This window comes from Caballeronia sp. LjRoot34, assembly GCF_964253815.1.
In the GTDB taxonomy this organism is placed as follows: Bacteria; Pseudomonadota; Gammaproteobacteria; order Burkholderiales; family Burkholderiaceae; genus Caballeronia.
Window position 1 is genome coordinate 287,606 of the sequence record NZ_CAXUSB020000003.1, and the last position, 24,682, is coordinate 312,287.

Sequence of the window (24,682 nt, forward strand, 5' to 3'; positions counted from 1 at the left end):
AGATATCGGTCTTGAGTAGTCGCCTGCGCCTCGCTGGTTTTGTCTAGCGACGGGTGACGAGATTCAGGATAGCGAACTGATTACGACGGAAAGTCCGCTGTAACATGAAGAGTAATTTAAGATTCGTTAAGGTCAGCGCAGTGCCTCTATGCAAGGGCCGGCCGAACGTCAGGATCGTCTGCTGCCGCGTGCGCACTGAACGAACCGGCAAGCGCGTTTGATTCAGGAGCACCGGGCTTTCGATGATGGCGTGGAGTTGACACCCTGCTTGCGTGAAGGCTCGTTTCGCTTACAAACCACATTTCACCCATCACACTTCCCTGCCTGTTTGGAGAGGCCGTACTTTCACGCCGTCCCTTTTTGGCGATGCGTATACGGACTCTGTGAAGCATTGGGCACGGTCCCAATACATCAATTCAAATTGTTTGGAAGTTGGCTGTATCGGATTCACGACACGCATCGTCCTCGTTCGTCCCTGCCTGATGCTCCACGCTGAAATCCGTCCCCTCGCCAGCAAGCCGCAACGCGCTTTTGACGCGTCTCTTCCTGCGCCTGAAAGTCTGAATTTCAGTTAGTCGCCGCAGCTATGAATAACGGCTCATTAACCTTCGTGGGCGCTTTCATGAAGTCTTAAGTTCGTCATTACGTTTGCGCTGCAAGAACCGACATCAAGCGACACACACGCGTCTGAATCTATATATTGGGATTGAAAATCATGAAGAGAACCTTGCTAGCCGCTGCGATTCCGGCAATTTTTCTGAGCACCGTCGCGCATGCGCAAAGCAGCGTCACGCTCTATGGCTTGATCGACGAAGGGTTTGACTTTACGAGTAATGGTCAAGGCCATCGCGGCTACGAAATGGTCAGTGGCGACACCGTGGGTAGCCGCTGGGGCCTGAAAGGCAGTGAGGACCTGGGCAATGGACTGAAGGGAATCTTCCTGTTGGAGAATGGCTTCAACACGAACAACGGGCAACTGGGTCAAGGCGGTCTTGAGTTTGGGCGGCAAGCTTACGTTGGCTTATCGTCAGATCAGTATGGTACGTTCACGATGGGTCGCCAGTACGATCCCACCATCGACATGTGGAGCGGCTTCACGGCAGCGGGCAACACCATTGGCGATCTGGCGGCGCATCCGTTCGACAACGATAACTCGGACTGGGATTATCGTATCCAGAACTCGGTCAAGTATGTGTCGCCGACCTATAGCGGCTTTACTGGCGAAGCCATGTATGGCTTCAGCAACCAGGCGGGCGGGTTCGCGACGAACCGCATGTACAGTGCCGCGGGTACCTATAAGATGGGAGGCTTTGCTGCGGCTCTCGCGTACATGAAGACCAATAGTGGCGGAGCCAATGCGTCGGGCGCCGTGTCGAACGATACAACGGTCTTTACGGCTGACTCGCAACAGAACATTGACGCGGGCGTGTCGTACACATTCTCGAACAAGGCAATGTTGGCGTTCGCGTATTCGCATATAGACGTGTACAACCCGACTGGCAATGCGTACTTTACGGATCAGCCGGTGGCGGGTACTCAGAACTCGTGGAAGTTCGACAACTTTGAGGTCAATGGCCAGTACTTCTTCAAGCCTGATTTCTGGATGGCGGCTGCCTACACTTATACGTTCGCTCACATTTCCGCTACGACCGGGCGCTCGATGCCTAAGTACAATCAGTTCTCGTTGATGCTTGACTATGACCTTAGCACGCGTACGTCGGTCTACATTCAAGGAGCCTATCAACACGTGAATGGCAACACGGGAACGCAGTTCGACAATGCGGATATTCCGGGTTCATCGGGGATTTCTTCAACCGGGAATCAGTTGATGGCCCGGCTCGCGATGACACACAGGTTCTGATCGTTCGCATAGAAAGGGGGCGGCGCTGGCAACACTTGCGCGTGCAGCTTGTTGCAAGAGGTCCGCGCAACAGGCTGCACAAAACCATCGCATCGCTAAGCCCCGAAAACCACACGCTTCAAACCAAGACAGATTCAACAGGTTTTCAGCGATGCTGCGCACCTCCTTGCCACTAATCACAACCTCCGGGACAGGACCGTCCACATCGTAGGCGGACAGGTCACCGAGATAACTATGCAGCATCGCAAGCCCGCTGAGCGGATCGATCAGCGCCTGCGGTTCATCGAATTTTGCCTGCGCCTCGCCTCGGCGAATCGACCGATTAATCCCACTCATTCGTCGCCAGCCGGGACACGCGTCGTCTGGCTAACTTAGCCAAAATTTTCACCCAATCCTTATTGTTTGCTTGAAAACAATAATTTTTTGGCAGAAACTTCATCACAGTGTAATTTTCCCATCTGCCTCCACAAGGCGACACCGTGTCCGAAGACTCCTTGCCGTTGACGAATGCCCCTGTGCACGAGCAAGACGTGGTCATCGGCGGCCGCTTGCGCGCCATGCGCAAGGCGCAGGACCTACGCCTCAAACACGTGGCAGAGCAAGCCGGCCTGTCCGTCAGCATGCTCAGCCAGATCGAGCGCGGCATCAGTTCCCCGTCCATTCGCGTGCTTCGCAACATCTGCCATGCGCTGGGCGTCGATGGCGCCGCGTTGTTCGATGAGAGCAACACGCCCGCTCCGCAAGACGGCGCAGGCGCGGACTTTGTCGTGCGGCTCGCGGACCGCAAGCCAGTGAGCGTCGGCGGCGTCACTAAATATCGGGTGACACCCGCGGGCTGCTCGGTCATGGAAGGGTTCCTCATGGAGATTGGCGCGGGCGCTGTGTCCGACGTGAACTTCGTCTTGCAGACCGGCGACAAGATTGGTTATATCGTGCGCGGCAAGCTGCGCCTGTTCGTCGACGACCAGGAAATGTTGCTGGAAGCCGGGGACATATATGGGTTTCCGTCAGGCCACCGGTATAGATGGGAGAACGGCTGGGAGTCGCCCACCACCATTCTCGTCATCAACAGCAATCATTTCTACGTTTAGTTTTTCGCCCGGGCGCGGCCAGTCTTGTGCGCCTACTTAGCTGTACTGGACACACCGCGCCCTGACCGGCCGGTGCTCACCACACAGGACGCAAAGATGAAGCAGGCGATCGGCAGTATCGGCTCGGACGGCATTCCATCATCCTCGCAGGCATCCACGCACAAGATTCGTGACGTGGTGGCGGCAAACGTGGGCACATTCTTCGAGTGGTTCGACCTGCTCGTCTATGCGATGTTCGCGATCACCATCTCGCACCTGTTTTTCCCCACTGGAAATCCGCAGTCGGCCTTGTTATACAGCCTGCTGACCTTCGCGAGTGCGTATGTCGTACGGCCCGTTGGCGCGGTCGTACTGGGCATCTATGCCGATAAACGCGGCCGCCGCGCCGCGCTGACCATCGCTGCGTTCCTGATGCTCTGCGGCACCGTCCTGATGGCGGTGATTCCGACGTATCGGATGATTGGTGCATGGGCACCCGCCCTGCTCGTGTTCGGACGCCTGCTGCAAGGGTTCTCGGTCGGCGGTGAATTCGGCTGCGCGAACTCTTACCTGACCGAGCAAAACTCGCGCACGAAAGCGTTCTTCGCCAGCCTGCAGTTCTCGACCTCCGGCCTCGCGGTGTTGACCGCCTCGCTATTTGCTTACCTGATCAATCACTATCTTTCGCAAGAGCAAGTCGATTCGTGGGGATGGCGCACGCCGTTCATCTTCGGCTGCCTGATCGGTCCCGTTGGGCTGTATATCCGCACCAAGATCAACGAGACGCGCGAGTTCGAAGAAGTCGCGGACAAACCGCATCGGCCGCTTGCGGAAGTCTTTACCTTTCACAAGCGTTTCCTGCTGATTGGCGCGGCAGTCGTGGCGGCGGGCAATGTAGCCAGTTTTCTTAATATCTACATGCCGACGTTCGCCATCAATAATCTTGGCATAGCTAAGGACTCCGCTTTCATTGCATCCATCTTCAGTGGCCTCGTCAGCACGATCTTCCCGATCTTCGGCGGACTGGCTGCCGACCGTTTCGGGACCATCAAGGTCATGCGGATTGCGTTGATCGCGGGCCTGATCATGGTCTTTCCCATGTTCTTCATGCTGACGCATACGCCCTCGTTCCAGTCACTTATCTTGTTCCAATGCGCGATGTCGCTGGTGTTCTACAGCTTCTATTACGCACCGGTCGGTTCGCTGTTGTCGCAGCTCTTTCCAACGTCGTGCCGGACAACGGGCGTGTCGATCGCCTACGTTGCATCGCAGACATTTTTTGGTGGCGTCACGCCGCTCGTGGTCGGCTTCCTTGTCGCGCAGACGGGCAGCATCATGTCGCCGGCTTATTACGTGATCGTGATCGGCGTGGTCGCGCTAGTGGGCTTGTCGGCTAGCCAAAGCCGTGCTCACTGACATGAACGACCGCTTTTCTTCAAGGACATAACATGCGTTCGACATTGCCTGCGGAGATCGACGTTGCGATCGTCGGGGGCGGAATTATCGGCATCAGCACTGCACTCGCGTTGGCACGCGAGGGGGTACGCGTCGCTGTATTCGAAAAAGGCATGATCGCGGGCGAACAGTCGTCGCGCAACTGGGGATGGATTCGCACGGTCGGGCGCGATCCAAAGGAGTTGCCGCTATCCGCCATAGCGAACGATATGTGGGCCGACATCCAGGCGCGCATCAACGTGGGTTACCGGCGCACCGGCCTCGCCTATCTGGCGGAGACGGACAATGAGATGGCCCGTCATCAGGCGTGGCTCAACTCGGCCAAAGACACGGGCACGGAAGGAAGCCTGTTGGGACGGGATGAACTTGCGCGTCTTATTCCCGCCTCGAACCGCCCGTGGATCGGCGCTTTGTACAGTGCGGGCGACGGCGTTGCCGAACCCACGCTAGCCACCGCCGCAATCGCCAGACTGGCGACCGAAGCCGGTGCAATGGTGTTCGAACGGTGCGCGGTTCGCGGGCTAGAGACCAGCGCGGGAAGAACGTCGGCGGTTGTCACCGAGCTTGGCGTGGTGAAGTGTGCGTCAGTGGTACTGGCAGGCGGCGCATGGTCACGGCTTTTTTGCGGCAACAACGCGATCGACTTTCCGCAGTTGAAGGTACATGCGTCAGTGCTGCGAACGGGGCCATTAGAGACCGGCTTGGAGATGGCGATCAATGGGTCGGATTTTACGTGCCGCAAGCGCGCTGACGGGGGGTATACGGTGTCGCAACTCGGTGCGTCGATAGCAGACCTCACACCGGACAGCATCCGTTTGTGCCGTCAATTCCTGCCGGCGTGGATGGCAGAGCGCAAGTACTTAAAGCTTCGCGTAGGCAGGTGTTTTATAGAAGAGATGAGCATTCCGCGCCACTTTCGCCTCGATACCCCCACGCCATTCGAAGCTTGCCGGACGCTCGATCCGCCGCCGACCATGAAGATGGTCGACGGCGCACTCGACAAGTTAAAGCATGCGTTCCCAGCGTTCAAGAATGCGACGGTCGCCGAAGCCTGGGCCGGGTTTATCGATGTGACGCCAGATGCGGTGCCGGTTATCTCGGAGGTCGGCAAAATTCCAGGATTCTTTCTGGCAGCGGGATTTTCAGGGCATGGTTTCGGCATTGGCCCGGCAGCCGGCGCGTTGATGGCAGATCTGGTGACCGGAAACACGCCAAGAGTGGACCCGAAGGCGTTCCGTCTGGACAGGTTCAATGCCTGAGACTGGACCGGATACGAATCGACAATAACAACGTCCAGCACCCACTCCGGCGACGCGCACTCGCGCTGCCGGAGCCCGCCGATCAGAACTCCTGCATGGTCGGACGAAGCACGATCTCGTTGATATCGACATCGCCGGGTTGCTCGATCGCGTAAGCAATCGCCCGCGCCACCGAGTCCGCGGGAATCGCTTGCTGATAAAACTGCCCCACCACCTTCGCGCTCTCTTCATGGGAGCTGCCGAGCTTCAGTTCGGAATCGACCGCGCCCGGCAGGATGATCGTCGTACGGATCGACGCGCCGACTTCGTGACGCAGTCCTTCGGAAATCGCGCGTACGGCAAACTTGGTGCCGCTATAGACGGTGCCGCCGGGACTAAAGACCTTGATGCCCGCCACCGAAGAAATGTTGATGAAGTGGCCGCTGTCCTGCTTCTGGAATACCGGTAACGCGGCGGCGATCCCGTACAGCACGCCCTTGATGTTGATGTCGATCATGCGTTCCCACTCGTCGACCTTCATCTCCGAGATCGGCGCGATCGCCATGAGCCCTGCGTTATTGATCATGACATCCACGCGTCCGTAGGCGCTCACTGTCTGATCGACCAGCGCCTGCACGTCGGCGCGGCGCGTGACATCGGCGGCCAGTACCTCGACCTTGCCGCCCGCTTCGCGCAACTCGGCGGCGATGCTCTCAAGCCGGTCCAGACGACGCGCACCCAATACAAGCGACGCGCCTTTCGCCGACAAATGACGCGCTGTGGCTTCACCAAGCCCGCTGCTCGCGCCGGTGATGACAACGACCTTGCCTTCAATTCCATTGCTGACGTGATTGCTCATTATTGACAGGCTCCTGTGTTTCTGAGAGGGCGAATGCCCCCGCGACAGAACACAGTATGGGAATCTCAAGCCAGCCATTCAATGGAAATGATACGATTTCATAATTCCATTTTATGGAAGCAAAACCGAGAACCCATCATGCAGAATCGCCTTGAAATGTTGCGCATCTATTGTGCGGCCGTTGAAGCACAGAGCTTTAAGGAAGCGGCTACCCGGCTGGGCACCTCGCCTCAGGCAATCACGCGAGCCGTTCAGGAAGCGGAAGCGCTGGTGGGCGAAATCCTGTTCCATCGCAACACCCGGCGCGTGCGCGCCACGCAAGCAGGAGAAGCGTTTGCGCAGCGGGCGCGCAAACTCGTGCAGCAGATGGATGATCTATTAAGACCGAAGGACAGCGAGATCGATGCCGAGATTGCCGGCCTGGTCCGGCTGACCGCGCCCAAGTCCATCGGCGAACGTTTTCTCATGCCCGCGCTTGTGCGGCTCGCCGAGAAGCATCCCCGCATCACGCTTGACCTGCGTTTATCCGATGCGATCAGCGACCCCATCGCGGAGCAAATCGATATTGGCGTGCGGATCGGCTTCATGCGGGATAGTCGCTTCGTGGTGCGTCCTGCATCGCACGTGGGCTTCTCCGTGATTGCCAGTCCAAAGCTTGTCACACGCGTGGGCCATCCCGCGGACCTGGCTGAGCTTGCGCTGCTGCCGTCGACGGGATTCATCGACAGGAACACCGGGCGAGTGTGGCCCTGGCAGTTTTCCAATGGGCAGCAAATGACGCCGACAAACCTTGCGTTCCAGACCGACGACGGCGAGTGCGAGTGCCGCGCCGTGGTGGCGGGAATGGGGTTTGGGCAGATCGTGAGTTATCTCGCCCTGCCCTTGCTGCGCGCGGGCAAGGTGATAAGCGTACTCGACGACGTCGCGCCGGAACCGTGGCCAGTCTACGTCTACAGACCGCAGCGGGGACCTGTGCCCGCACGCATCCGGCTCGTGTTCGACGCCGTGCTGGCAGCGCTGGAGAAATCAGAACTGCAGCATGGGCCTTATGTGTCGGGCTGACTTCACGCTCCGAGGACGAAAAAAACGCCGTGCGAACATGCGAACCATCGACCAAGCCCTGCCGGCGCTTGGAATTCGCTATGCGCGCTCTAAGGTGCCGGCCGATGTTGGGATGATGGCTAGCTAGGGATAACCCCATAGACCAGATAGGAGCCCGGCCCTGCTGCGTCCAGGCTTTGCTATGTTCATACAAATAATCAAGCCAAATCGCTATTTTCATCCTAGATTGGTATTTGCTTCCATTGCCGATCACGAAAGTCCGTTAAACGGCGCCTGATTCGAACTCGCCGGCCGTGTCGCGTTCTCATAACAATCGCGCCTGCTCGATACCCGCATGGGCGAACGTGAAATAACGTGAAATAATGAGTCGTGGCGGCAAAAAGTAAACAGCCGGCTACACGCGCAGATAACATATGCGAATAAGAGCCGTAAAAAGCTTATTGCCGCACAAAAAATGCTTGCCGGCGAGAATCAGAAGACTTGTTACTTGATTCTTACTTGATGCTCCTCCGAAAACGGGACGCGAACTTCAAACGGGGTTTTATGGCATGACCAACACAGCCGATCAACCTTCGATTCCTTCAAGTTTCCGCGTACTGAGTCGATATAACTAAAGCGCGTGCAGTTTTCGTGAGGCCGGCAACTGCAACTTATCGCCACGTGCCCAAAATGTGCTGACCCCGCAGCGACTTGATAGCGGCGGTCGCTATAACTAACCGGTATGACTTTCATGGCTGCTTCTTCATCGCTTCCCAGGCATTTGTTTTACGTAGGCGATCCTTTGACGCTCGAACTTCGCTCGCTCCTGGATGCGCGCGGCTGGACAGTCAAATCCCTGGAACTGGACCGTGAACCGGGGAATTTCTCGTCGAAGCCCAGCGGCGGTTTGCTCGATTTCTCGGCGCGAAACGTTCTGGCTAATCTGCGGCTGGCTGAAACCTGGCTATCGGTAAAAACAGTGGGCTGGTTAGCGCTCTTGTCGCCGGCGCAACTTGAAGATTCAACTATTCGGCGTCTCGTCCGGGATTTTTGCTTTGATTATGTAACGCTCCCCGCATCGGGCGAGCGGATTTTGAACGCGCTGGGTCATGCTTACGGAATCGCCGCCTTGCATGACGGAGGGACGCGCGATCCCGCTAACGCGAAGAACGACAGCAACGCCGAAGGCGACATGATCGGCTCATGCGACGCCATGCTTGCGCTCTTCCGCGCGATCCGAAAAGTGGCCATGACCGACGCGCCCGTGTTTATCTCCGGCGAATCGGGAACAGGTAAGGAATTGACGGCGGTAGCCATTCACGCGCGGTCGGTACGGCGCAACGAGCCGTTTGTCGCGATCAACTGTGGGGCCATTCCCGCGCATCTTTTGCAATCCGAGTTATTCGGTTATGAACGCGGCGCGTTCACCGGCGCGAATCAGCGCAAGATCGGGCGCGTTGAAGCGGCCAACGGCGGCACGCTGTTCCTCGATGAGATAGGCGACTTGCCGCTGGAGAGCCAGGCGAGCCTGTTGCGTTTCCTTCAGGAACGCAAGATCGAGCGCCTGGGCGGTCATGAGTCCACTTCCGTCGATGTGCGCATTGTCTCGGCTACGCACGTGGACATGCAGACTGCAATGATCGAGGGCCGGTTTCGCTCTGACCTTTACCACCGGTTGTGCGTGCTGCAGATCGAGGAGCCGCCGTTGCGCTCGCGTGGCAAGGACATTGAATTGCTGGCCCGGCACATGCTGGATCGATTCGAGAAAGACGCCAACCGGCGTCTGCGCGGTTTCGCCCCTGACGCTATCGCCGCGATCCATAACTATGGCTGGCCCGGTAATGTGCGTGAGCTGATCAACCGCGTACGGCGCGCGATCGTGATGGCCGAAGGCCGCTTGATCGGCGCGCATGATCTCGAACTCGGCGAGTTTGCGGAATGCGTGCCCATGTCGCTTGCGCAGGCGCGCGAAGTGGGAGAACGGCAGGCTATCGAAATGGCCCTGCTGAGGAATCGCGGGCGCGTCGGCGACGCGGCGCGCGAACTCGGCGTGTCCCGTGTGACCCTGTACCGGATCCTGTCCGCCTACAACATGCGCAATGTAGAGACGCCGTCGGGTCTTGGCCTGGACTAGTTCATTCCTGCGGCAGCGGCCGTTGGAGCATCTGCGACGCTAGTGCTCCTGCCCACCCGGCCCGCCCTGCCCGTGAGCCAAACAGAGTCCGGAGTGCTGGAATCGCTTTCATTAACATCCGATACATCCAAAGTTTCGTAGCGGTTCTCAAGTGCGGCTCGATTGCCGAAGCCGCACGCCGGCTTGACCTTACCGCCGCGGCGGTCGCCGCGCGCGCTCATTCTCTTTCTCCTGCTGCAGACTTTCGCTCTGCAGGAAATCGAAATCCATGCCCTCATCCGCTTGCGTCACCGTCTGCAAAAACAACTTCCGGTAACCACGTCCTGCGGTCGGACGAACGACGGGGTTGTCGAGCGCACGCTGATGCAATTCCGCTTCCGGCACAAGCAGCGCAATCTCCCGGTTGATCACGCTCAAACGAATCCGGTCCCCATTGCGGACATGGGCAAGCGGGCCGCCAATGGCCGCTTCCGGCGTGACGTGCAGAACGATCGTGCCGAACGCGGTGCCGCTCATGCGGCCATCGGAGATCCGCACCATGTCCTTGACACCCGTTCGCGCCAGCTTGCGTGGAATGGGGATATAACCCGCTTCGGGCATCCCCGGCGCACCGACCGGGCCAATGTTCTTCAGCACAAGAATGTCTTGCGCGGTGACGTCCAGCGCTTCGTCGTCGATCCGGCTAGCCATGTCCTCCAGATCGTCGAAGACGACCGCACGTCCTTCATGCTCCATCAACGCCGGATCAGCCGCCGACTGCTTGATGATCGCGCCGCCCGGTGCAAGATTGCCGCGCAGTACGGCAAGTCCGCCCTCCGGATAGATCGGATGACTAAATGATCGCACGACGTCCTGCTGATACCCGGGTCCGCCAAGCTCGATCTCCTCCCCCAGCGTGCGCCCGGTGACGGTCAGCGCGTCCAGATGGAGCAACGGCTTGAGTTCGCGCAGCAGCGTAGCCATGCCGCCCGCCTTGTGGAAGTCTTCCATGTAGTGCTGGCCGGTTGGTTTCAGATCCAGCAGCACCGGCGTTTCCTTGCCCATCCGGTCGAGCGTGTCCAGATCGATCCGATGCCCCAGCCGTCCGGCAATAGCCGTCAGATGAACAATCGCGTTGGTCGAGCCTCCGATTGCCAGCAGCACGCGCATCGCATTTTCAAAGGCTTTTACGGTAAGTATCTTGTCGATGGTGAGACCGTCGACTGCCATCTGAACTGCCCGTGCGCCCGTTTCTTCCGCCACGCGAATCCGGTCGGCTGTGACGGCAGGAGGCGACGCGCCGCCGGGAACCGTCATGCCCAATGCTTCCGCGACACAGGCCATGGTGCTAGCGGTGCCCATCACCGAACATGTTCCCACGCTCGCGACCAACTGGTTGTTGACGTCGGCGACCTCTTCCTCGTCAATCTCGGCCGCACGAAACCTGGCCCAATAGCGACGGCAATCGGTACATGCACCCACGCGTCCGCCACGATGCGAGCCGGTCAGCATGGACCCAGTGATGAGCTGGATGGCAGGCGTGCCCGCGGACGCCGCGCCCATCAATTGCGCGGGCACGGTCTTGTCGCAACCGCCTATGAGAACGACCGCGTCCATGGGCTGCGCGCGAATCATTTCCTCGGTATCCATCGACATCAGATTGCGCAGGTACATCGATGTCGGCGACGCAAAGCTTTCGTGAATGGAGATGGTCGGGAAGTCCATCGGCAAACCGCCGGCAAGCATCACGCCGCGCTTCACCGCTTCAATCAGTTGCGGCATGTTGCCGTGACACGGGTTGTACGCACTCCCCGTATTGACGATACCGATTACCGGCCGGTTCAAGGCCTTGTCGGTATAACCGGCGCCCTTGATGAACGCCTTGCGCAAGAACAGCGAAAAATCCTGGTCGCCGTACGACGTAAGTCCTCGCTTCATGCCGGTCGCGCGGACCGGGGCTTGCTTGTCGTCCGGTCTGTCAGCCGGCTTGTCGGATTGATCGGTCACTGGGGAATTCCCTATGAAGTAAATGATGGTTCGCGCCTGGGCGTCGGTTGGATTCCAGTTTGCCCGGCCGCGGGAGCGTATATAGAGACTATTGCGACGCCCCCCGGCATAGTGAAGCCTACCGCCGTCAACTGTTCGACCGGGCGTGCCGCCACCCGCTCCGATCGCTTGAGCGTTGGACGTACTGTGCGCCATTGCTCATTGTTTAGCCAATGCGCGATCGCATGTTTCATGGCGGTGATGATCGGCAACGCCTGGAATATCGCGCGGATCGCCGTGGTGCGTTCCTGCAATGCGGGCGCGTTTACTGGCTTTCCACGGGCCTGTTAGCGCCGCACAAAGTGGCCCACGAGCATCGCGCGTTTCCACCCAAAGCCTGCCACTTTCCGATATTCAAAACCCGCTTGCAGCAGCGCGCGTTTCACATCGCCGGCGCTGGTGTAGGTGGAAAACGTTGCGTCGTCACTTGCCAGGGCGGCGAGTGAATTGAAGATCGCGGGCGTCCAAAGTTCAGGATTTTTCGCCGGCGCAAAACCGTCGAGATAAAACGCATCCGCGCGCAACCGCAGCGTGGGCAGGATATCCACGGCGTCGCCGAATATAAGCGTCAACGTGACGCTGCCATCGTCGAAATCGAGCTGGTGCGTGCCGGGGTCCAGCGCCGGCCACGCCGCGGCGAGCGTGTCGGCCAGCGCGAGAACCGATGCATCGTCCACGGTCACCGCGTAGGCGCGAAGCAGATCGTCCGCCGAAAACGGGTGCTTTTCGATCGACACGAAATGGAGCCGTTCGCTGCGCGCGGGATCGGCGCGCCACGCGGCCCATGTCGTCAGGAAATTGATGCCCATGCCGAAACCGGTTTCAAGCACGGTAAATGCCTGACGCTCCTGCCATCGTCCGGGCAAGCCGTTGCCCTGCAAGAATACATACTGCGACTGGGCAAGACTGCCCACGATGCTGTGATAGATATCGCCGTATTCAGGTGAATACGGCGACCCGTTGGGGCGGAACGCAAGCGTGGCGGGAATCAGCGGATCGGTCATGCGGGTCGGTTGTCAGGGAGGGACTGCGGGGGAATCATGTTTGACGGGCCACGGCCGCGTCATTGTCGCGCGGTCCGGTAAAGGTTCAGCACGTTAGCAAAAACGGCCGGCCTTCGGCAAAAAATGCACCGAAGAAAGCCTCGCCATGGCGCGATGCTCAATCGCGATTTATCCGGCAGGCGGCAAAGTATCCCCGTTTTGCCATGAAGACGAGCTAAGATAAATCGAGCGGTTCCGGTTTGACCGGGCCGCGTTCGCGCGTGATTTTCTTTGACAGGAGAACAACATGGCAGCCAAGAAGATCTTATTTCTGACCGGCGATTTTGCGGAAGATTATGAAACGATGGTGCCTTTCCAGGCGCTGCAAATGGTCGGCCATACGGTGCACGCCGTGTGCCCTGGGAAGAAAAGCGGAGACAAGATCAAGACCGCGATTCACGACTTCGAGGGCGACCAGACATACACTGAAAAGCCGGGTCATCTGTTCGCGCTGAATGCGAATTTCGATGACGTCGATGTCACCCGTTACGACGCGCTGATGATCGCCGGTGGCCGTGCGCCCGAATACCTGCGGCTGAACAAACGGGTAATCGAAATCGTACGGCAGTTCGCCGCTGCCGAAAAACCGATCGCCGCGGTCTGTCACGGCGCGCAGTTGCTGGCGGCAGCCGACGTCATTCGCGGCAAGCGGATTTCCGCCTACCCCGCTTGTGCGCCGGAAGTCCGGTTGGCCGGCGCCGACTACGCGGACATCGAAGTGGACAGCGCCGTCACTGACGGCAATTTCGTTACGGCTCCGGCGTGGCCCGCTCATCCGCAATGGCTAGGTCAGTTCCTCGCACGGCTTGGGACCGAAATCTCGCTCTGAGCGATACGGCGATTGCAGCGGCGGCTATAGTAGCGGCCGCCGGGGGCACGATTAGAGGGCCCTGAGAGCGTTCCTGGAAGGTGGATGCACGTCGCGTCCACCCTGCTATTCATCGGCGTATGGCGGCCGCTTTCGGGCCGTTGCCGGCGTCGACGGGTGCTGCAATTGACTGAGGATTGTTCCGCCTGCCCGGACAAGTAGAACACCGGGAGTGGCGGGCTGCTAGAATTGACCTTTTACTTGCCTGGTCATGTGCTATGGGCTTTGAACAGCTCGCTGTATTGAAACAACAACTCGAGAAAGAGCAACAGGCGAAACGCGCGCAATCGAAGCCCGTGGCGAAGCCTGCGCATAAGCCTGCCCCCAAGCATGCCTCTAAGCAGCCCGCCCCCACACCGGTCTCGAAGCCCGTCACCAAGCCGCCGCGCCCTCCTCGGCCAGCCCGGCCTGCCGCTCCCGTCGCGGTCAGGTCGAAACCCGTGGACCCTGTGGTATTGACCATCGGGAAGCTGCAAAAACGGTTTCCTAAAGCGTTCCCGAAAAACCCGTCGCCCAAGGTGCCGCTGAAGATCGGAATTTTCGAAGATCTTCTCGCACACGCCGCAGAGTTGGCGCTGACCGAGACCGAGTTGCGGGCGGCGATCAAGATCTGGTGCCGTGGCAGCCGTTACTGGACGTCGATGGTTGAAGGCGCAATTCGGGTCGACCTCTCGGGCGAGGAAGCCGGACGGGTATCGCCTGAAGATGGCGTCCGCGCGACGAAGCTGGAAGAAGGCCGTTTGGCGAGAGTCGCGTCGAAGGCGGCGGCTCCTGAAAAGGTGGCGGTTGTTGAGAATGCAGTGGTTGCTGAAAAGGCAGCCGTTGCGGATTCTGAGAAGGTTGCTGGATAAAGCGGATGGGAGCGGGAGGTTTGCGGCGCCGCCGCAGCCTCTCCCCCGCGCGCTCAGTTAACGACGGTGTCCTGATAAATTCCGTATTCGGACCGGATGATTCAATGCCCTGTTCCAAGCGCACACGTGTGTCACGCGTCGGCTGCCGGCGCATCGATCGCAGCCAGACCGTTTTCGTTGAGCGCGGGAATGGCGGCGAAAGCCTCCGCTATGAAATCCATGAAAACCACCGCGCGTCGTGGCAACAGCCGACTTGCCGCGTAGACAATCTGCAGCGGCACCGGCGGCCCAATGTAGTCGCGCAGTATCAAACGTGCGGACCCAGTTCGCAGCGCGTCTTCAAACAGCCAAAGAGGTCCATATCCAACGCCGATGCCTTGCAGCACCGCCTCGCGGACAGCGTCCGGTGAATTGACGCGCAGACGCCCCGTAACGGAGACCTCGGTATCGCAAAAGTGCCATGTTCCGGCCGACGACAACAATGTATAGACGATGCAATCGTGATCGCGCAAGTCACCCGGCGTGCGCGGCATGCCGCGACGCGCAAGGTAATCGACGCTTGCGACGCAAACCCTTTGGAACATACCGATACGCCGAGCACGCAGCGTACTGTCCTCAAGATTGCCGATGCGAATGGCCAGTTCGACCGCTTCATTGACCAGATCGACGTAGCGATCGCTGATCTGCAATTCGAGCTCAAGTTTGGGATGACGCTCCAGAAGCGGACGCACCAACGGCAGCAAGTGGATCCTCCCAAGCGTCGTGGGACATGCCACGCGTAGCAGGCCTGAAGGCTGATCGTCACCACGGGCGGTCGATTCGGCCTCGGTGACAGCGTCCAGTATCCGTCGGGCCTCGGCGTAGTAGCGCTCACCTTCGGGAGTAAGGGTCAGCCTGCGCGTGGATCGCTGCATCAGCCGTGTTTCAAGATGCTGTTCCAGCGCAGCGACATAGCGGCTGACGTTAGGCTGGCCAATGCCCAGTTCCCTGGCGGCCGCAGAAAAACTCCCGGTCTCGACCGCCCGGGCAAAGCATTTCATCAAGAGGAAACGATCCAAGGTGCGTCCTGATCATTTATGCAATGAGAGCATGAATGATATACCTTTCGACCCACTTATCCCCGCACGCAAATGACTCCATTCTGTCTGTACAGCGAGGCGGCGCCAGCTAAGCACCGTCGACTGTTCATTCATTTACCGGAGATTTTCCATGCCTCGTCTTCAAGGCAAACGCACCCTCATTACCGGCGGTACCAGCGGCATTGGTTTGGAAACTGCGAAGCAGTTTCTGACCGAAGGCGCACGCGTCATTGTCACTGGCGTCAACCTGGACTCTATCGAGAACGCCCGCAATATCCTCGGCAAGGAAGTGCCCGTGCTGTGCGCCGACTCCGCTAGTGTCGACGCACAGAACGCGCTCGCGCAAGCGGTCAAGGAGCACTATGGTCAACTCGATGTAGCTTTCCTCAATGCCGGTATATCGGTATGGGTACCGATCGAGGAATGGACGGAAGCGCTGTTCGATCACTCCTTCGCTATCAACGTCAAGGGACCGTACTTCCTGACTCAGGCGCTACTGCCCATCTTCAGCAAACCCGCCTCGGTGGTGTTGAACACGTCGATCAATGCGCACGTCGGCGCCGCCCAGTCGAGCGTCTATGCAGCGACCAAGGCAGCCTTGCTCAGCCTGTCCCGAACCCTGTCAAGCGAACTGCTGCCGCGTGGTATCCGCGTCAATGCGGTCAGTCCCGGGCCCGTCGATACTCCGCTATACGACAAGCTCAACATTCCCGACGCCTACCGCGAGCAAGTTACTCAACAGATCATCAATACCATTCCTGCCGGACGGTTCGGAACACCTGAGGAAGTGGCCAAGGCCGTGGTCTATCTGGCGTCGGATGAGTCCGCGTGGACGCTCGGTGCAGAAATCGTGGTGGATGGCGGACGGATACTGAACGGTTGATTGCGGGTGGCCAGCGCGGGTGGTTCACAGGCGCGCTGGCCTGTCCGTCCAAGCGCGCCTGCGTGCGCTGCTACACTTGCCGCAGTGTCAATTTCCACACAATCCTTGCCGCCCGGCGGATGCCAACCGGCATCCGCCGCAGCCGCGCGGCCATTCTTCTTCTGACAAAGTCTGCAACCCATGCTTCGATTCGAGAACCTCTGCAAACGTTACGACGAGCGCATTATCTTTCAAGGACTGCGCTATGGCGCCGGCACTGGATGCGTGGCGCTGAACGATGAAACCGGCAGCGGAAAATCCATCTTGCTCGGTATCCTCGCTGGTGAGATCGAACCTGACGAAGGTGAGGTATGGATAAACAAGCACTCGATGCGTAGCGCCCCGCTCGAGGCGAAGTCGCTAGTCGCGTACGTGCCCGACGACTGCATGCCGTACTCGCTGCAGACGGGTCGCGAGTATCTGGAATGGGTGGCATCGAACCGAAAAACCACCGTCGACAGTCAGGCGCTCGACTTGGCCGACCGCTTTGGCTTGACACCACATCTCGAGAAGCGTTTCGAGCAAATGTCGTTTGGTACACGCAAGAAAATCTTCCTGACGGCGGCGGTACTGGGCGATGTGAAGGTCGTTATCGCGGATGAGCCAGTGGCTGGCCTCGATGCCCCCGCGCGCGCTGTTCTGATCGATTTGTTCAAGACCTTGAGCGAAGACCGGACGGTTTTCTTTTCGAGCTATGACGTGGATTTTACGCAGGCTTGTAGCGCGAAAATGATCAGTTTTGCTGAGCTTGGCGCGGGGGTGTAGGCGGATGCTCGAGGCGCATGCTCCCACGATAGTCGCGGTTGCGCGATGCTTCATCCAAGCCTCATTGCTCGCAGGATCAGGACCAACCCCGCCACGACGACAACCCCTCCGATAGCCCTCATCACGCGCTCACCGGCCGGTGCAAGACGTTCGGCAGTGATAGCTGCCGTCACGGCGGCCATCACGCGCAGATCCATGACACCAATCACCAGAAGAATCGCCGTCAGGCCGGCACAGCAGGTGCTGCAGTGAAGACCAAGGCGCAGGCCATGTCGCCAGGCCGTGCCGACGTCCGTCTGCAACGCCTTCAACATACAACCCTGCCCCGGCATAGCCCGGCAGCACGCCAGATGATGCGCCTTCCACGGTGTGAACTGGAGCGCGCCGGCGATCAGGACGACCACGCCGGACGCGACCGGAACGGCGCGCGCGAGCGATGGCGACTGCATCTCGACCGCCGCCAGCGTGCCCCCCAGCGCAAAGACGGCCACTCCAGACACGGCCCACACGAAGAAGTACCCGGCGCCCACCAGCGCGGTCAGCCGATCCAGCCCTGTCTCGCCAGTCCTGCCAACGGCCTGACGGTAGCGCCACAACATCGGCGCGAGGGATGGCAGCATCATCGCAATCATCATTGCGACCCACATGCCGATGAACGAGGCCGCAGTGCCGGGCCACGTCTGTCCGCACATCGGCATCCACGCCATGGACATGGTCCAGCCGCCGGGCATTGGCATCTCGCCCATCGCCGACATGGACGCACACCAGACGATTGTCACCGCTGCACTGGCGGAGAAAAGCAGCGCCGAGACGCCAAAGAAAGCTCTCTGGGAAACTCGTTCGGAAACCATGCTTTGTGGCATCTTCTGCCTCCCGTTTGTGCGAGCGAGACCCTGGTCTCGAATCGGTAGTCCTTGTCGACTCAGACCCACCGCAGCGCCTGACGTTGCCGTGCCAACTCGTCCTCACGGCGTGTGAATTTCTTCTCCGCTTCGAGCAACTCGAGTCACGCTGACAACTATTCTTCACGCGTCCCGGCTATGCGTGTCGTCACGCATCTTCCCACCGTCAGGTGTTCTTCGTCGTTCGTTCAACTCCCGATCCGACATGCAGGTTGGTGATAGATTAGTACCGGGCATCGAACGATGGGAGTGACAAGTGTGGCGGGATTCAGATAGACCATGGACCCATTAATTGCGGTCGCGGCGCGTGCGCTCGCCTCGGGTGACCCTCTCGGCGCACTGAACCGGATAGCCTTGCGCGACGACGCGCCCGCACTCGCGCTCCGAGGCATCGCAATGGCACAGCTCGGCGATCTTGTTCGAGCGAAGGCTCTCATGCGAAGTGCCGCGCGTGCGTTCGGTCCGAAAGAAGCCGCAGCGCGCGCGAGGTGTGTCGTCGCCGAGGTCGAGATCGCGCTCGCCTCAAGAGACCTGGGCTGGTCTGCGAAGACGCTCGACGCAGCGCGGGCGACACTCGAAGCACACGGTGACCGCGTCAACGCCGCGCATGCGCGGTATTTGGAAGTCCGGCGCCTCCTCCTGATCGGACGTCTCGATGAAGCTGAGCGGAAGCTCGCCAAGCTAGACCCCACGCCCTTCCCGCCCGCGTTGAAGGCCGTCCACGAACTGGTCGTTGCGGGGATCGCGATGCGGCGCCTCCAGACCAAGACAGCGCGCGCGGCGCTTGCCCGGGCCAAACGCGCCGCGCACCATGCGGGTATTCTTGCGCTCATCGCGGAGGTCGCAAGTGCATCCCTCATACTGAATACGCCCGCCGCGCGCTTGATTTCGGGTGGTGAGGAGCGACTCCTATTCCTTGAGGATATCGAAGTATTACTGGCGTCGAAGGTGCTTGTTGTGGATGCATGCCGCCAGCTCGTACGCGATGCAAGCGCCGTGGTCTCGCTCGCGAGACGTCCAATCTTGTTCGCGCTCGCACGCGCGCTGGGCGAAGCGTGGCCCGAAGACGTGCCCAGGGACACGCTCATCGCGCGGGCATTCCGGGCGAAACACGCCGATGAATCGCATCGCGCGCGCTTGCGTGTCGAAGTCGGACGGCTTCGTACCGTGCTTGGAACGCTGGCCGGCGTGAGCGCGACGAAGCGAGGGTTCGTGCTGGTGCCGCGTATTGCGCGCGAAGTGGTCGTGATGGCACGGCCCGTTGAAGACAAGCATGCGGCGGTGCTTGTCTTCCTCGCCGACGGTGAGTCGTGGACGAGCTCAGCTCTCGCGCTTGTGCTGGGAGCCAGCCAGCGTACCGTACAGCGTTCATTGGACTCGCTTGCTGCAGCAGGCAAGGTGCAGTCGTTTGGCCGCGGACGGGCACGTCGCTGGATGACACCGCCCGTGCCGGGATTCGCGACAAGCTTGTTACTCCCCACTTCACTACCCAGTGATTAGGATGGCAACATGAAACGATCAGAAGCCGAAATCATCCGTGAATATGGACCCTTTCCGGGTGTCGACAGCGTGTCTGGGGTCACGTTTGACGGTCAGCATGTCTGGTTCGGATCCGGAGACAAGCTGAACGCCTTCGACCCGGCGAGCGGAAACCCGCTGCACTCGCTTGATGTCGCCGCCGATGCAGGAACGGCCTTCGACGGCCAACACTTGTTCCAGATTGCCGGGGATCTTATCCAGAAGATCGATCCTGAAACCGGCCGGGTGCTCGCCACGATCCCGGCACCCGGTGGCGGCGGTAACTCGGGGCTCGCGTGGGCCGAAGGGACGCTCTGGGTGGGGCAGTATCGGAGCCGGAAGATCCATCAGGTCGATCCTGAAACGGGGGCGATTCTTCGCGCCATAGAATCCAACCGCTTCGTCACCGGTGTCACCTGGGTTGACGGCGAGCTCTGGCACGGCACCTGGGAAGACGACGCGAGCGAGCTGAGACATGTCGATTCGCAAACGGGAGAGGTCCTGGAGAGCCTTGAGATGCCGCCCGGAGCCGGCGTGTCGGGACTTGAATCCGATGGCGGCGAGCAATTCTTCTGCGGCGGTGGAAACAGCGGGAAGGTAAGAGCTGTTCGCCGCCCCAGGCGAGACTCCTCGGCCAGCAGCGACGCCGGGATTCCCGTCGACTCTACTAGCGAATAGTCCAGGCAGACCGGCGCGCTGCGCGGAAAGACCTCACGCGCTCCGCAAGCATCGGGCAGACATCACGGCCTGTTGCAATCAACCCCCGCTGCCGCATTTCAGCGTAGGTCCGCACCGGGATTCGTCTAAGTTCAGGCTGCCAACTACTGAACTAATGCGTAAGCTCAGTATCCCTAATCACCATTCCATGGCGCTGCTGGGCGATGTCGCGGGACGATTCGATTTCGCGCCGCATGCGGATAGCATCCCATCCCAGCGAACTCGCCGCGATCGCCGCAGTTTCAGCCAGCACGGCGCCGGTCAATTGACCGGAGATGGCGATCGTCGTGCGACGGAAAAGCAGATCTGCAAGATGCGTCACTGCTTCGTGCTCGCATAGGTACTGAACCTCTCGCACTGTATAACTCGGCTCACTTGCGAGCGGGCTGTCAGGGAGCCCGTCGTGTATCGACGAGCAGAATGCTGCGATGACCGATGCACTTGTACCGTAACGCGAGAATAAGGTTTCAGCTCGTTCAACCGGAACGTCGCAACGCGCGGCAAGCTCGTTGATCCAGGTAGTCCGATCCCCTGAGGTCAGTGGAAAATCATGGCCTCCACCGATAGCTTCGTCGCGAGTGCTGACCCTGCGCGAACGTCCGAGACGCTTGAGCGTATCGTCGGCGACGGATTCGGCAAATCCCCGGAAGGTTGTCCATTTGCCGCCCACCAGCGAAAGCACAGCAGTTTGAGTGTCAGGCAGATGATCGACGTGCACCACGTGATCGCGACTCACGTCGCCCGGATTCGTGGCATCGGAATAGGGCAACGGCCGCACGCCGCTATAGCGAAACGTGATGTTCGATGCATCCAGTTCCAGGCGAGGAAAAATCTCCCGCAATACGCCGAGCATATAGTCGACCTCACTGTCCTCGCAGCGAACCTGGTCAGGATCACTTACGCGGATATCGGTCGAACCGACCAGAAGCCGGTCCATAAACGGATAGACAAGACAAATGCGACCGTCCTTCGAGCCGAAGTACACCATGCGGCCCCGCAGTTGCGCATGAAGCTCAGCATGCGTCACGATCAGGTGAGACCCCTTTGCCCCACCGATGTACTTTCGCTTGATACCGAGCGCCTGGTTCACACTGTCGATCCAGGCCCCACCGGCGTTGACGATGAGGGTCGGTGTCACAGGAAAAAACCGCTCTGACACGAGATCCCGCAGCCAGACCGTGTCGCCTTCCACGTGATCAACCGTCACGTAGTTCGCAGCCGCAGCTTCCTCGCAAGCGGCCAGTCCGTCTGCTACCAATTCGTAGTTCAGTCGTTCGGCTTGCGTCACCTGTGCGTCGAAATACGTGGCGGTTGCCTTGATGGCGGGATCGAGCAATGGCAGGCTTTGAAGAGAACGTCTTCTGAGCGCGACGTGGTGGCGCGGCATCGTCCGGTGATGGCGACCGAGAAAATCGTAGATCGTGAGACCGAGTTTTGAAATGATCGCACCGCGGTCGGCGAGCTTCGACTTGACACCGAAAAATCGCAGCGTAGACGCAACGATGCCGCCAAAGTACGAATGAATCGGCAGTACCGTCTCCAGTGGCCGTACAAAATGCGGTGCGTTTTTCAGCAAGAGATTGCGTTCCAGCGTGGATTCGGCAACGAGGCCAAATTCACCGGTTTCAAGATACTTGAGGCCGCCGTGAATGAGCCTCGATGGCGCCGAACTTGCACCTGAGGCGAAGTCCGCTTTATCGATCAGCAGGCAATCGACCTGTTGCAACGACAGGTCGCGGAATAGTCCTGCTCCATTAATTCCGCCACCAACAATTAGCACGCTGACACGGCGCTGTTGCGTAAGCCGGTCGAGAAAGAATTCGCGGGATCGTTCGGTCATTGCTTGTCTCGTGATCAATGTCATCATCAATGTCGTCATCAATGCGCAGTGGCTGCGCGGTCGAGCGCCGGCCACAATGGGTTCATGCCTGAAATGAGCTGCATGTACAGGGTATACGCCTCGGTGAGCTGGCCGTGACGTTCCGCGTCCGGCTGGTGTGTCCGCTGGATGCGGCATGCGCGCGCGGCGGCCTCCGCCAGGGATGCGAACACTCCTGCGCTCACGCCGGCACAGAGCGCTGCGCCAAGTGCACTCGCTTCCTGACTTTCCGGCATATCGATAGGAATCCCGATGGTATCGGCAAACAACTGGGCGAGCATGGGGCTTGATGATCCTCCACCGGTCAGCCCCGCCCGCTGCGCCGGAAGCGCGCTGGTCAGTGCTTCGACATGGTATCGGTGATTGAAGACCATGCCTTCGAGCACGGCCCGCGCCAGATGGGCGCGACGGTGCCAGCCGCGGATGCCAAAAAACGAGGCGCTCGCGGGCTGCTCGAAGGGGGAGCCGAACAGGAATGGATGGAACATGACGGAACTCGGCTCGGCGAATGCCGCCTGTAATTCGTCTCCGATCAGGTCGAACAGCGAGCATCCGCGTTGCGAAGCCTGTTGCGCTTCGTGGGCAAAAAATTCACGCAGGAACCAGTCGACATTGCTCGATGAGGCCGGTGAAATCGACATGTTCATCCATTGACCGGGACGTGTGCCGTTACGGCACGACCAGCGCGGATCCAGTTGCGGACGGTCCGACAGGATCTCGTTGATGCTGAACGTCCCCGCCGTGATGGACAAGATACCCGGCTCGGTGTTGCCTAGCCCCACGGCACTGGAGGTGACATCGTGCAACCCGCAGGCGACCGGCGTGCCCTCCTTCAGACCGGTTAGCGCGGCAGCTTGTGCGGTGACCCGTCCTGCGAGTGCCGTGGACGACACGATTTGCGGTAACGCGCGGCCAATGGACGCGAGGCCGTATAGATCCAGAACATCGCCGCTGTACTGTTGCGTGCGGACATCGGTAAAGGATGAACTGGCTTCCGTTGGGTCCGTTGCCGGGACGCCAGTCAGACAGAGACGAAGCCAGTCCTTGCAGAAGAGCACATGGCCGATTTTTGCGTACCGCTCGGGTTCGTTGACCTGGATCCATTTGAGCAGGCTGACGGCGGCGTAGGGATACGGCTGCTGCCCGGTCAATTCCAGTGCCTGTTGCAGCACGCCGGCTTCGCGCCATTGATCGCGAACGTCGAAGGCCCGGCTGTCGAGCGACAGAATGCCGGGGCCGAGCGGAGCACCGGCGTGGTCGACCAGGTAGAGGCCGTCGCCGTGTCCGGTTACGCCGATAGCGGCGATCGCCTCGGCGGGCACTTGGCTAAGCGCGAGCGCATCGCGAATGGCGCCACTTGCCGCTGCCCAGGTTTCTTCCATGTCGCGTTCGACGTAGCGGGGACGCGGCTGCCGCTGCTCCACACGCCGGGAGCCTACGGCCACGGTGCGACCGGTGGTGTCGAAGATAACGGCCTTGGTCGCGGTCGAGCCGCTGTCTAGGCCCAGCAGATATGTCGCCATTGTGGCTCCGATCCATTAGAGGTTTTTTTCCGTTCGCACTCGGGGTTGGGGGGCAGGTTGCTAGGTTTGGGGGTCGTGGCTTCGGTGTTAGGGGTATGTGCCGGGTTGGTGCTTTCGGTGTTAGCGGTCGGGGTCAATGCCGGGTTGGTGCTTTCGGCCGTGGTGGTCTGCGTGAGTTGGATTTTCTCTTTATCACTATTAGCCACTGTGCGTGGCGGCACGTCATTTCTTTGTCCAAAGCGACAAAGAAACGAAGCAAAGAAAACGCTTTCAACCACGCTACCCTAAGTGTCCACAGCGTGCAGTTTCTATTCATAGGTGCCCCAAAAGCACGGTGCTCGCCAGAGCGAAGGATGTTTGAACCCCTCCTTCTCGCGAATCCTGACACGAACACGCTTCGCCCCGTACGCTCTCGGGCAAGCACAATTGCCAAGGAACCATACGCTTCGCCACCAGTGATTGAACCTGCCCAAGGAGCACCCCGCGCTATCCGCGGACGACCTCCCTCCAATGTGTACGCGCCTCGAACCTCGTCGCCAACCCGCCAAGAAACGAAGCCGCGAAGATGCGGGCGGCCGTAACCGACGAAAATAGCCGTACAGAACGCGCAGCCAATTCACAAAAAACTGAAGCAGTAAACACAAACACGCATGAAGCTGCGGCCTATGAATACGGTCGCACGGACCCGGTAGCTAACCTGTCAAAAAACCGTAGCCGTAAATACCCGTAAGGCCGTGCGGGTTCCTTAGCAATTGTGCTTGCCCGAGAGCGTACGGGGCGAAGCGTGTTCGTGTCAGGATTCGCGAGAAGGAGGGGTTCACACATCCGTCGCTCTGGCGAGCACCGTGCTTTTGGGGCACCTATGAATCAAAACTGCACGCTGTGGACACTTAGGGTAGCGTGTTTTAAAAGCGCTTTCTTTGCTTCGTTTC

At 59.6% G+C, this 24,682-nt stretch carries 18 protein-coding genes and 2 pseudogenes; 13 read left to right on the forward strand and 7 right to left on the reverse strand.

The window, feature by feature from the left end:
• Positions 1-715 precede the first annotated feature (715 nt).
• The 4 genes from ACSQ36_RS32315 to ACSQ36_RS32330 all read left to right on the forward strand — a co-directional run bounded on the left by ACSQ36_RS32315 (position 716) and on the right by ACSQ36_RS32330 (position 5,645).
• Entirely contained in the window at positions 716-1,861 is a 1,146-nt protein-coding gene (locus ACSQ36_RS32315) for a porin (protein ID WP_436185190.1), read from the forward strand.
• A 479-nt stretch (positions 1,862-2,340) separates the two neighbouring features.
• A complete protein-coding gene (locus tag ACSQ36_RS32320) occupies positions 2,341-2,952 on the forward strand; it encodes a helix-turn-helix domain-containing protein (protein ID WP_213763751.1) in 612 nt (203 codons plus the stop codon).
• Positions 2,953-3,048: 96 nt separating this feature from the next.
• The gene (locus ACSQ36_RS32325) at positions 3,049-4,347 is read left to right on the forward strand and encodes an MFS transporter (RefSeq protein WP_436185191.1); all 1,299 of its coding nucleotides are present in this window, start codon (positions 3,049-3,051) and stop codon (positions 4,345-4,347) included.
• 32 nt (positions 4,348-4,379) lie between these two features.
• Complete coding sequence (locus ACSQ36_RS32330) at positions 4,380-5,645, forward strand: NAD(P)/FAD-dependent oxidoreductase (RefSeq protein ID WP_436185192.1); 1,266 nt, start codon at positions 4,380-4,382, stop codon at positions 5,643-5,645.
• An 82-nt stretch (positions 5,646-5,727) separates the two neighbouring features.
• Here the strand turns inward: ACSQ36_RS32330 and ACSQ36_RS32335 are convergent, their stop codons facing one another.
• Complete coding sequence (locus ACSQ36_RS32335) at positions 5,728-6,483, reverse strand: SDR family oxidoreductase (protein ID WP_436185193.1); 756 nt, start codon at positions 6,481-6,483, stop codon at positions 5,728-5,730.
• Between the two features lie 138 nt (positions 6,484-6,621).
• On the opposite strand from ACSQ36_RS32335, the gene ACSQ36_RS32340 reads away from it, so the two are divergent.
• The 3 genes and pseudogenes from ACSQ36_RS32340 to ACSQ36_RS32350 form a co-directional block, all read left to right on the forward strand.
• A complete protein-coding gene (locus ACSQ36_RS32340) occupies positions 6,622-7,545 on the forward strand; it encodes a LysR family transcriptional regulator (RefSeq protein WP_436185194.1) in 924 nt (307 codons plus the stop codon).
• A 730-nt stretch (positions 7,546-8,275) separates the two neighbouring features.
• Positions 8,276-9,658, forward strand: a complete 1,383-nt coding sequence (locus tag ACSQ36_RS32345; protein WP_213763756.1) for a sigma-54 dependent transcriptional regulator — start codon at positions 8,276-8,278, stop codon at positions 9,656-9,658.
• A gap of 110 nt (positions 9,659-9,768) precedes the next feature.
• Positions 9,769-9,885 (forward strand): annotated as a pseudogene (locus tag ACSQ36_RS32350) (LysR family transcriptional regulator); the annotation flags it as partial.
• Here ACSQ36_RS32350 and ACSQ36_RS32355 read toward each other — a convergent pair.
• Together ACSQ36_RS32355 and mnmD are read right to left on the reverse strand one after the other, a co-directional pair.
• Positions 9,848-11,575 carry an IlvD/Edd family dehydratase gene (locus ACSQ36_RS32355; protein WP_436186436.1) on the reverse strand — a complete coding sequence of 576 codons (1,728 nt, stop codon included), beginning with the start codon at positions 11,573-11,575 and terminating at the stop codon, positions 9,848-9,850. The pseudogene ACSQ36_RS32350 and the gene ACSQ36_RS32355 overlap by 38 nt on opposite strands.
• 398 nt (positions 11,576-11,973) lie before the next feature.
• Positions 11,974-12,687: pseudogene (mnmD, locus tag ACSQ36_RS32360) on the reverse strand (tRNA (5-methylaminomethyl-2-thiouridine)(34)-methyltransferase MnmD); the annotation flags it as partial.
• A 286-nt stretch (positions 12,688-12,973) separates the two neighbouring features.
• On the opposite strand from mnmD, the gene ACSQ36_RS32365 reads away from it, so the two are divergent.
• Both ACSQ36_RS32365 and ACSQ36_RS32370 read left to right on the forward strand, forming a co-directional pair.
• The gene (locus ACSQ36_RS32365) at positions 12,974-13,555 is read left to right on the forward strand and encodes a DJ-1/PfpI family protein (RefSeq protein ID WP_436185195.1); all 582 of its coding nucleotides are present in this window, start codon (positions 12,974-12,976) and stop codon (positions 13,553-13,555) included.
• A gap of 176 nt (positions 13,556-13,731) precedes the next feature.
• Positions 13,732-14,445 (forward strand): ProQ/FinO family protein, encoded by a 714-nt coding sequence (locus ACSQ36_RS32370; protein ID WP_436185196.1) that lies wholly within the window; start codon positions 13,732-13,734, stop codon positions 14,443-14,445.
• 131 nt (positions 14,446-14,576) lie between these two features.
• Here the strand turns inward: ACSQ36_RS32370 and ACSQ36_RS32375 are convergent, their stop codons facing one another.
• Positions 14,577-15,503 (reverse strand): LysR family transcriptional regulator, encoded by a 927-nt coding sequence (locus ACSQ36_RS32375; protein WP_436185197.1) that lies wholly within the window; start codon positions 15,501-15,503, stop codon positions 14,577-14,579.
• 151 nt (positions 15,504-15,654) lie between these two features.
• Between ACSQ36_RS32375 and ACSQ36_RS32380 the strand changes: the two genes are divergently transcribed.
• Both ACSQ36_RS32380 and ACSQ36_RS32385 read left to right on the forward strand, forming a co-directional pair.
• Positions 15,655-16,407 carry an SDR family oxidoreductase gene (locus ACSQ36_RS32380; RefSeq protein ID WP_436185198.1) on the forward strand — a complete coding sequence of 251 codons (753 nt, stop codon included), beginning with the start codon at positions 15,655-15,657 and terminating at the stop codon, positions 16,405-16,407.
• A gap of 180 nt (positions 16,408-16,587) precedes the next feature.
• Entirely contained in the window at positions 16,588-17,211 is a 624-nt protein-coding gene (locus ACSQ36_RS32385; RefSeq protein ID WP_436185199.1) for an ABC transporter ATP-binding protein, read from the forward strand.
• A gap of 50 nt (positions 17,212-17,261) precedes the next feature.
• On the opposite strand, the gene ACSQ36_RS32390 is transcribed toward ACSQ36_RS32385, so the two are convergent.
• Positions 17,262-18,062, reverse strand: coding sequence for a DUF2182 domain-containing protein (locus tag ACSQ36_RS32390; RefSeq protein ID WP_436185200.1), 801 nt, complete (start codon positions 18,060-18,062; stop codon positions 17,262-17,264).
• Between the two features lie 330 nt (positions 18,063-18,392).
• Here ACSQ36_RS32390 and ACSQ36_RS32395 point away from each other — a divergent pair, with 330 nt between their 5' ends.
• The gene (locus tag ACSQ36_RS32395) at positions 18,393-19,613 is read left to right on the forward strand and encodes a helix-turn-helix domain-containing protein (protein WP_436185201.1); all 1,221 of its coding nucleotides are present in this window, start codon (positions 18,393-18,395) and stop codon (positions 19,611-19,613) included.
• 9 nt (positions 19,614-19,622) lie between these two features.
• Positions 19,623-20,309: a Vgb family protein gene (locus ACSQ36_RS32400; RefSeq protein WP_213763765.1), complete on the forward strand. Its 687-nt coding sequence runs from the start codon at positions 19,623-19,625 to the stop codon at positions 20,307-20,309.
• 151 nt (positions 20,310-20,460) lie between these two features.
• Here the strand turns inward: ACSQ36_RS32400 and ACSQ36_RS32405 are convergent, their stop codons facing one another.
• Both ACSQ36_RS32405 and ACSQ36_RS32410 read right to left on the reverse strand, forming a co-directional pair.
• Positions 20,461-22,188, reverse strand: coding sequence for a glycerol-3-phosphate dehydrogenase/oxidase (locus ACSQ36_RS32405; protein ID WP_436185202.1), 1,728 nt, complete (start codon positions 22,186-22,188; stop codon positions 20,461-20,463).
• Between the two features lie 38 nt (positions 22,189-22,226).
• The gene (locus ACSQ36_RS32410; protein ID WP_436185203.1) at positions 22,227-23,750 is read right to left on the reverse strand and encodes an FGGY-family carbohydrate kinase; all 1,524 of its coding nucleotides are present in this window, start codon (positions 23,748-23,750) and stop codon (positions 22,227-22,229) included.
• Between the last annotated feature and the right edge of the window lie 932 nt (positions 23,751-24,682).

What these genes read in the sequence shown, in the direction of transcription:
- ACSQ36_RS32355 (WP_436186436.1), bottom strand. Translation starts at nt 11,575, where the DNA reads ATGAAGCGAGGACTTACGTCGTACGGCGACCAGGATTTTTCGCTGTTC.
- ACSQ36_RS32345 (WP_213763756.1), top strand. Translation starts at nt 8,276, where the DNA reads ATGGCTGCTTCTTCATCGCTTCCCAGGCATTTGTTTTACGTAGGCGAT.
- ACSQ36_RS32410 (WP_436185203.1), bottom strand. Translation starts at nt 23,750, where the DNA reads ATGGCGACATATCTGCTGGGCCTAGACAGCGGCTCGACCGCGACCAAG.
- ACSQ36_RS32340 (WP_436185194.1), top strand. Translation starts at nt 6,622, where the DNA reads ATGCAGAATCGCCTTGAAATGTTGCGCATCTATTGTGCGGCCGTTGAA.
- ACSQ36_RS32365 (WP_436185195.1), top strand. Translation starts at nt 12,974, where the DNA reads ATGGCAGCCAAGAAGATCTTATTTCTGACCGGCGATTTTGCGGAAGAT.
- ACSQ36_RS32330 (WP_436185192.1), top strand. Translation starts at nt 4,380, where the DNA reads ATGCGTTCGACATTGCCTGCGGAGATCGACGTTGCGATCGTCGGGGGC.
- ACSQ36_RS32335 (WP_436185193.1), bottom strand. Translation starts at nt 6,483, where the DNA reads ATGAGCAATCACGTCAGCAATGGAATTGAAGGCAAGGTCGTTGTCATC.
- ACSQ36_RS32395 (WP_436185201.1), top strand. Translation starts at nt 18,393, where the DNA reads ATGGACCCATTAATTGCGGTCGCGGCGCGTGCGCTCGCCTCGGGTGAC.
- ACSQ36_RS32315 (WP_436185190.1), top strand. Translation starts at nt 716, where the DNA reads ATGAAGAGAACCTTGCTAGCCGCTGCGATTCCGGCAATTTTTCTGAGC.
- ACSQ36_RS32390 (WP_436185200.1), bottom strand. Translation starts at nt 18,062, where the DNA reads ATGGTTTCCGAACGAGTTTCCCAGAGAGCTTTCTTTGGCGTCTCGGCG.
- ACSQ36_RS32400 (WP_213763765.1), top strand. Translation starts at nt 19,623, where the DNA reads ATGAAACGATCAGAAGCCGAAATCATCCGTGAATATGGACCCTTTCCG.
- ACSQ36_RS32325 (WP_436185191.1), top strand. Translation starts at nt 3,049, where the DNA reads ATGAAGCAGGCGATCGGCAGTATCGGCTCGGACGGCATTCCATCATCC.
- ACSQ36_RS32405 (WP_436185202.1), bottom strand. Translation starts at nt 22,188, where the DNA reads ATGACCGAACGATCCCGCGAATTCTTTCTCGACCGGCTTACGCAACAG.
- ACSQ36_RS32380 (WP_436185198.1), top strand. Translation starts at nt 15,655, where the DNA reads ATGCCTCGTCTTCAAGGCAAACGCACCCTCATTACCGGCGGTACCAGC.
- ACSQ36_RS32385 (WP_436185199.1), top strand. Translation starts at nt 16,588, where the DNA reads ATGCTTCGATTCGAGAACCTCTGCAAACGTTACGACGAGCGCATTATC.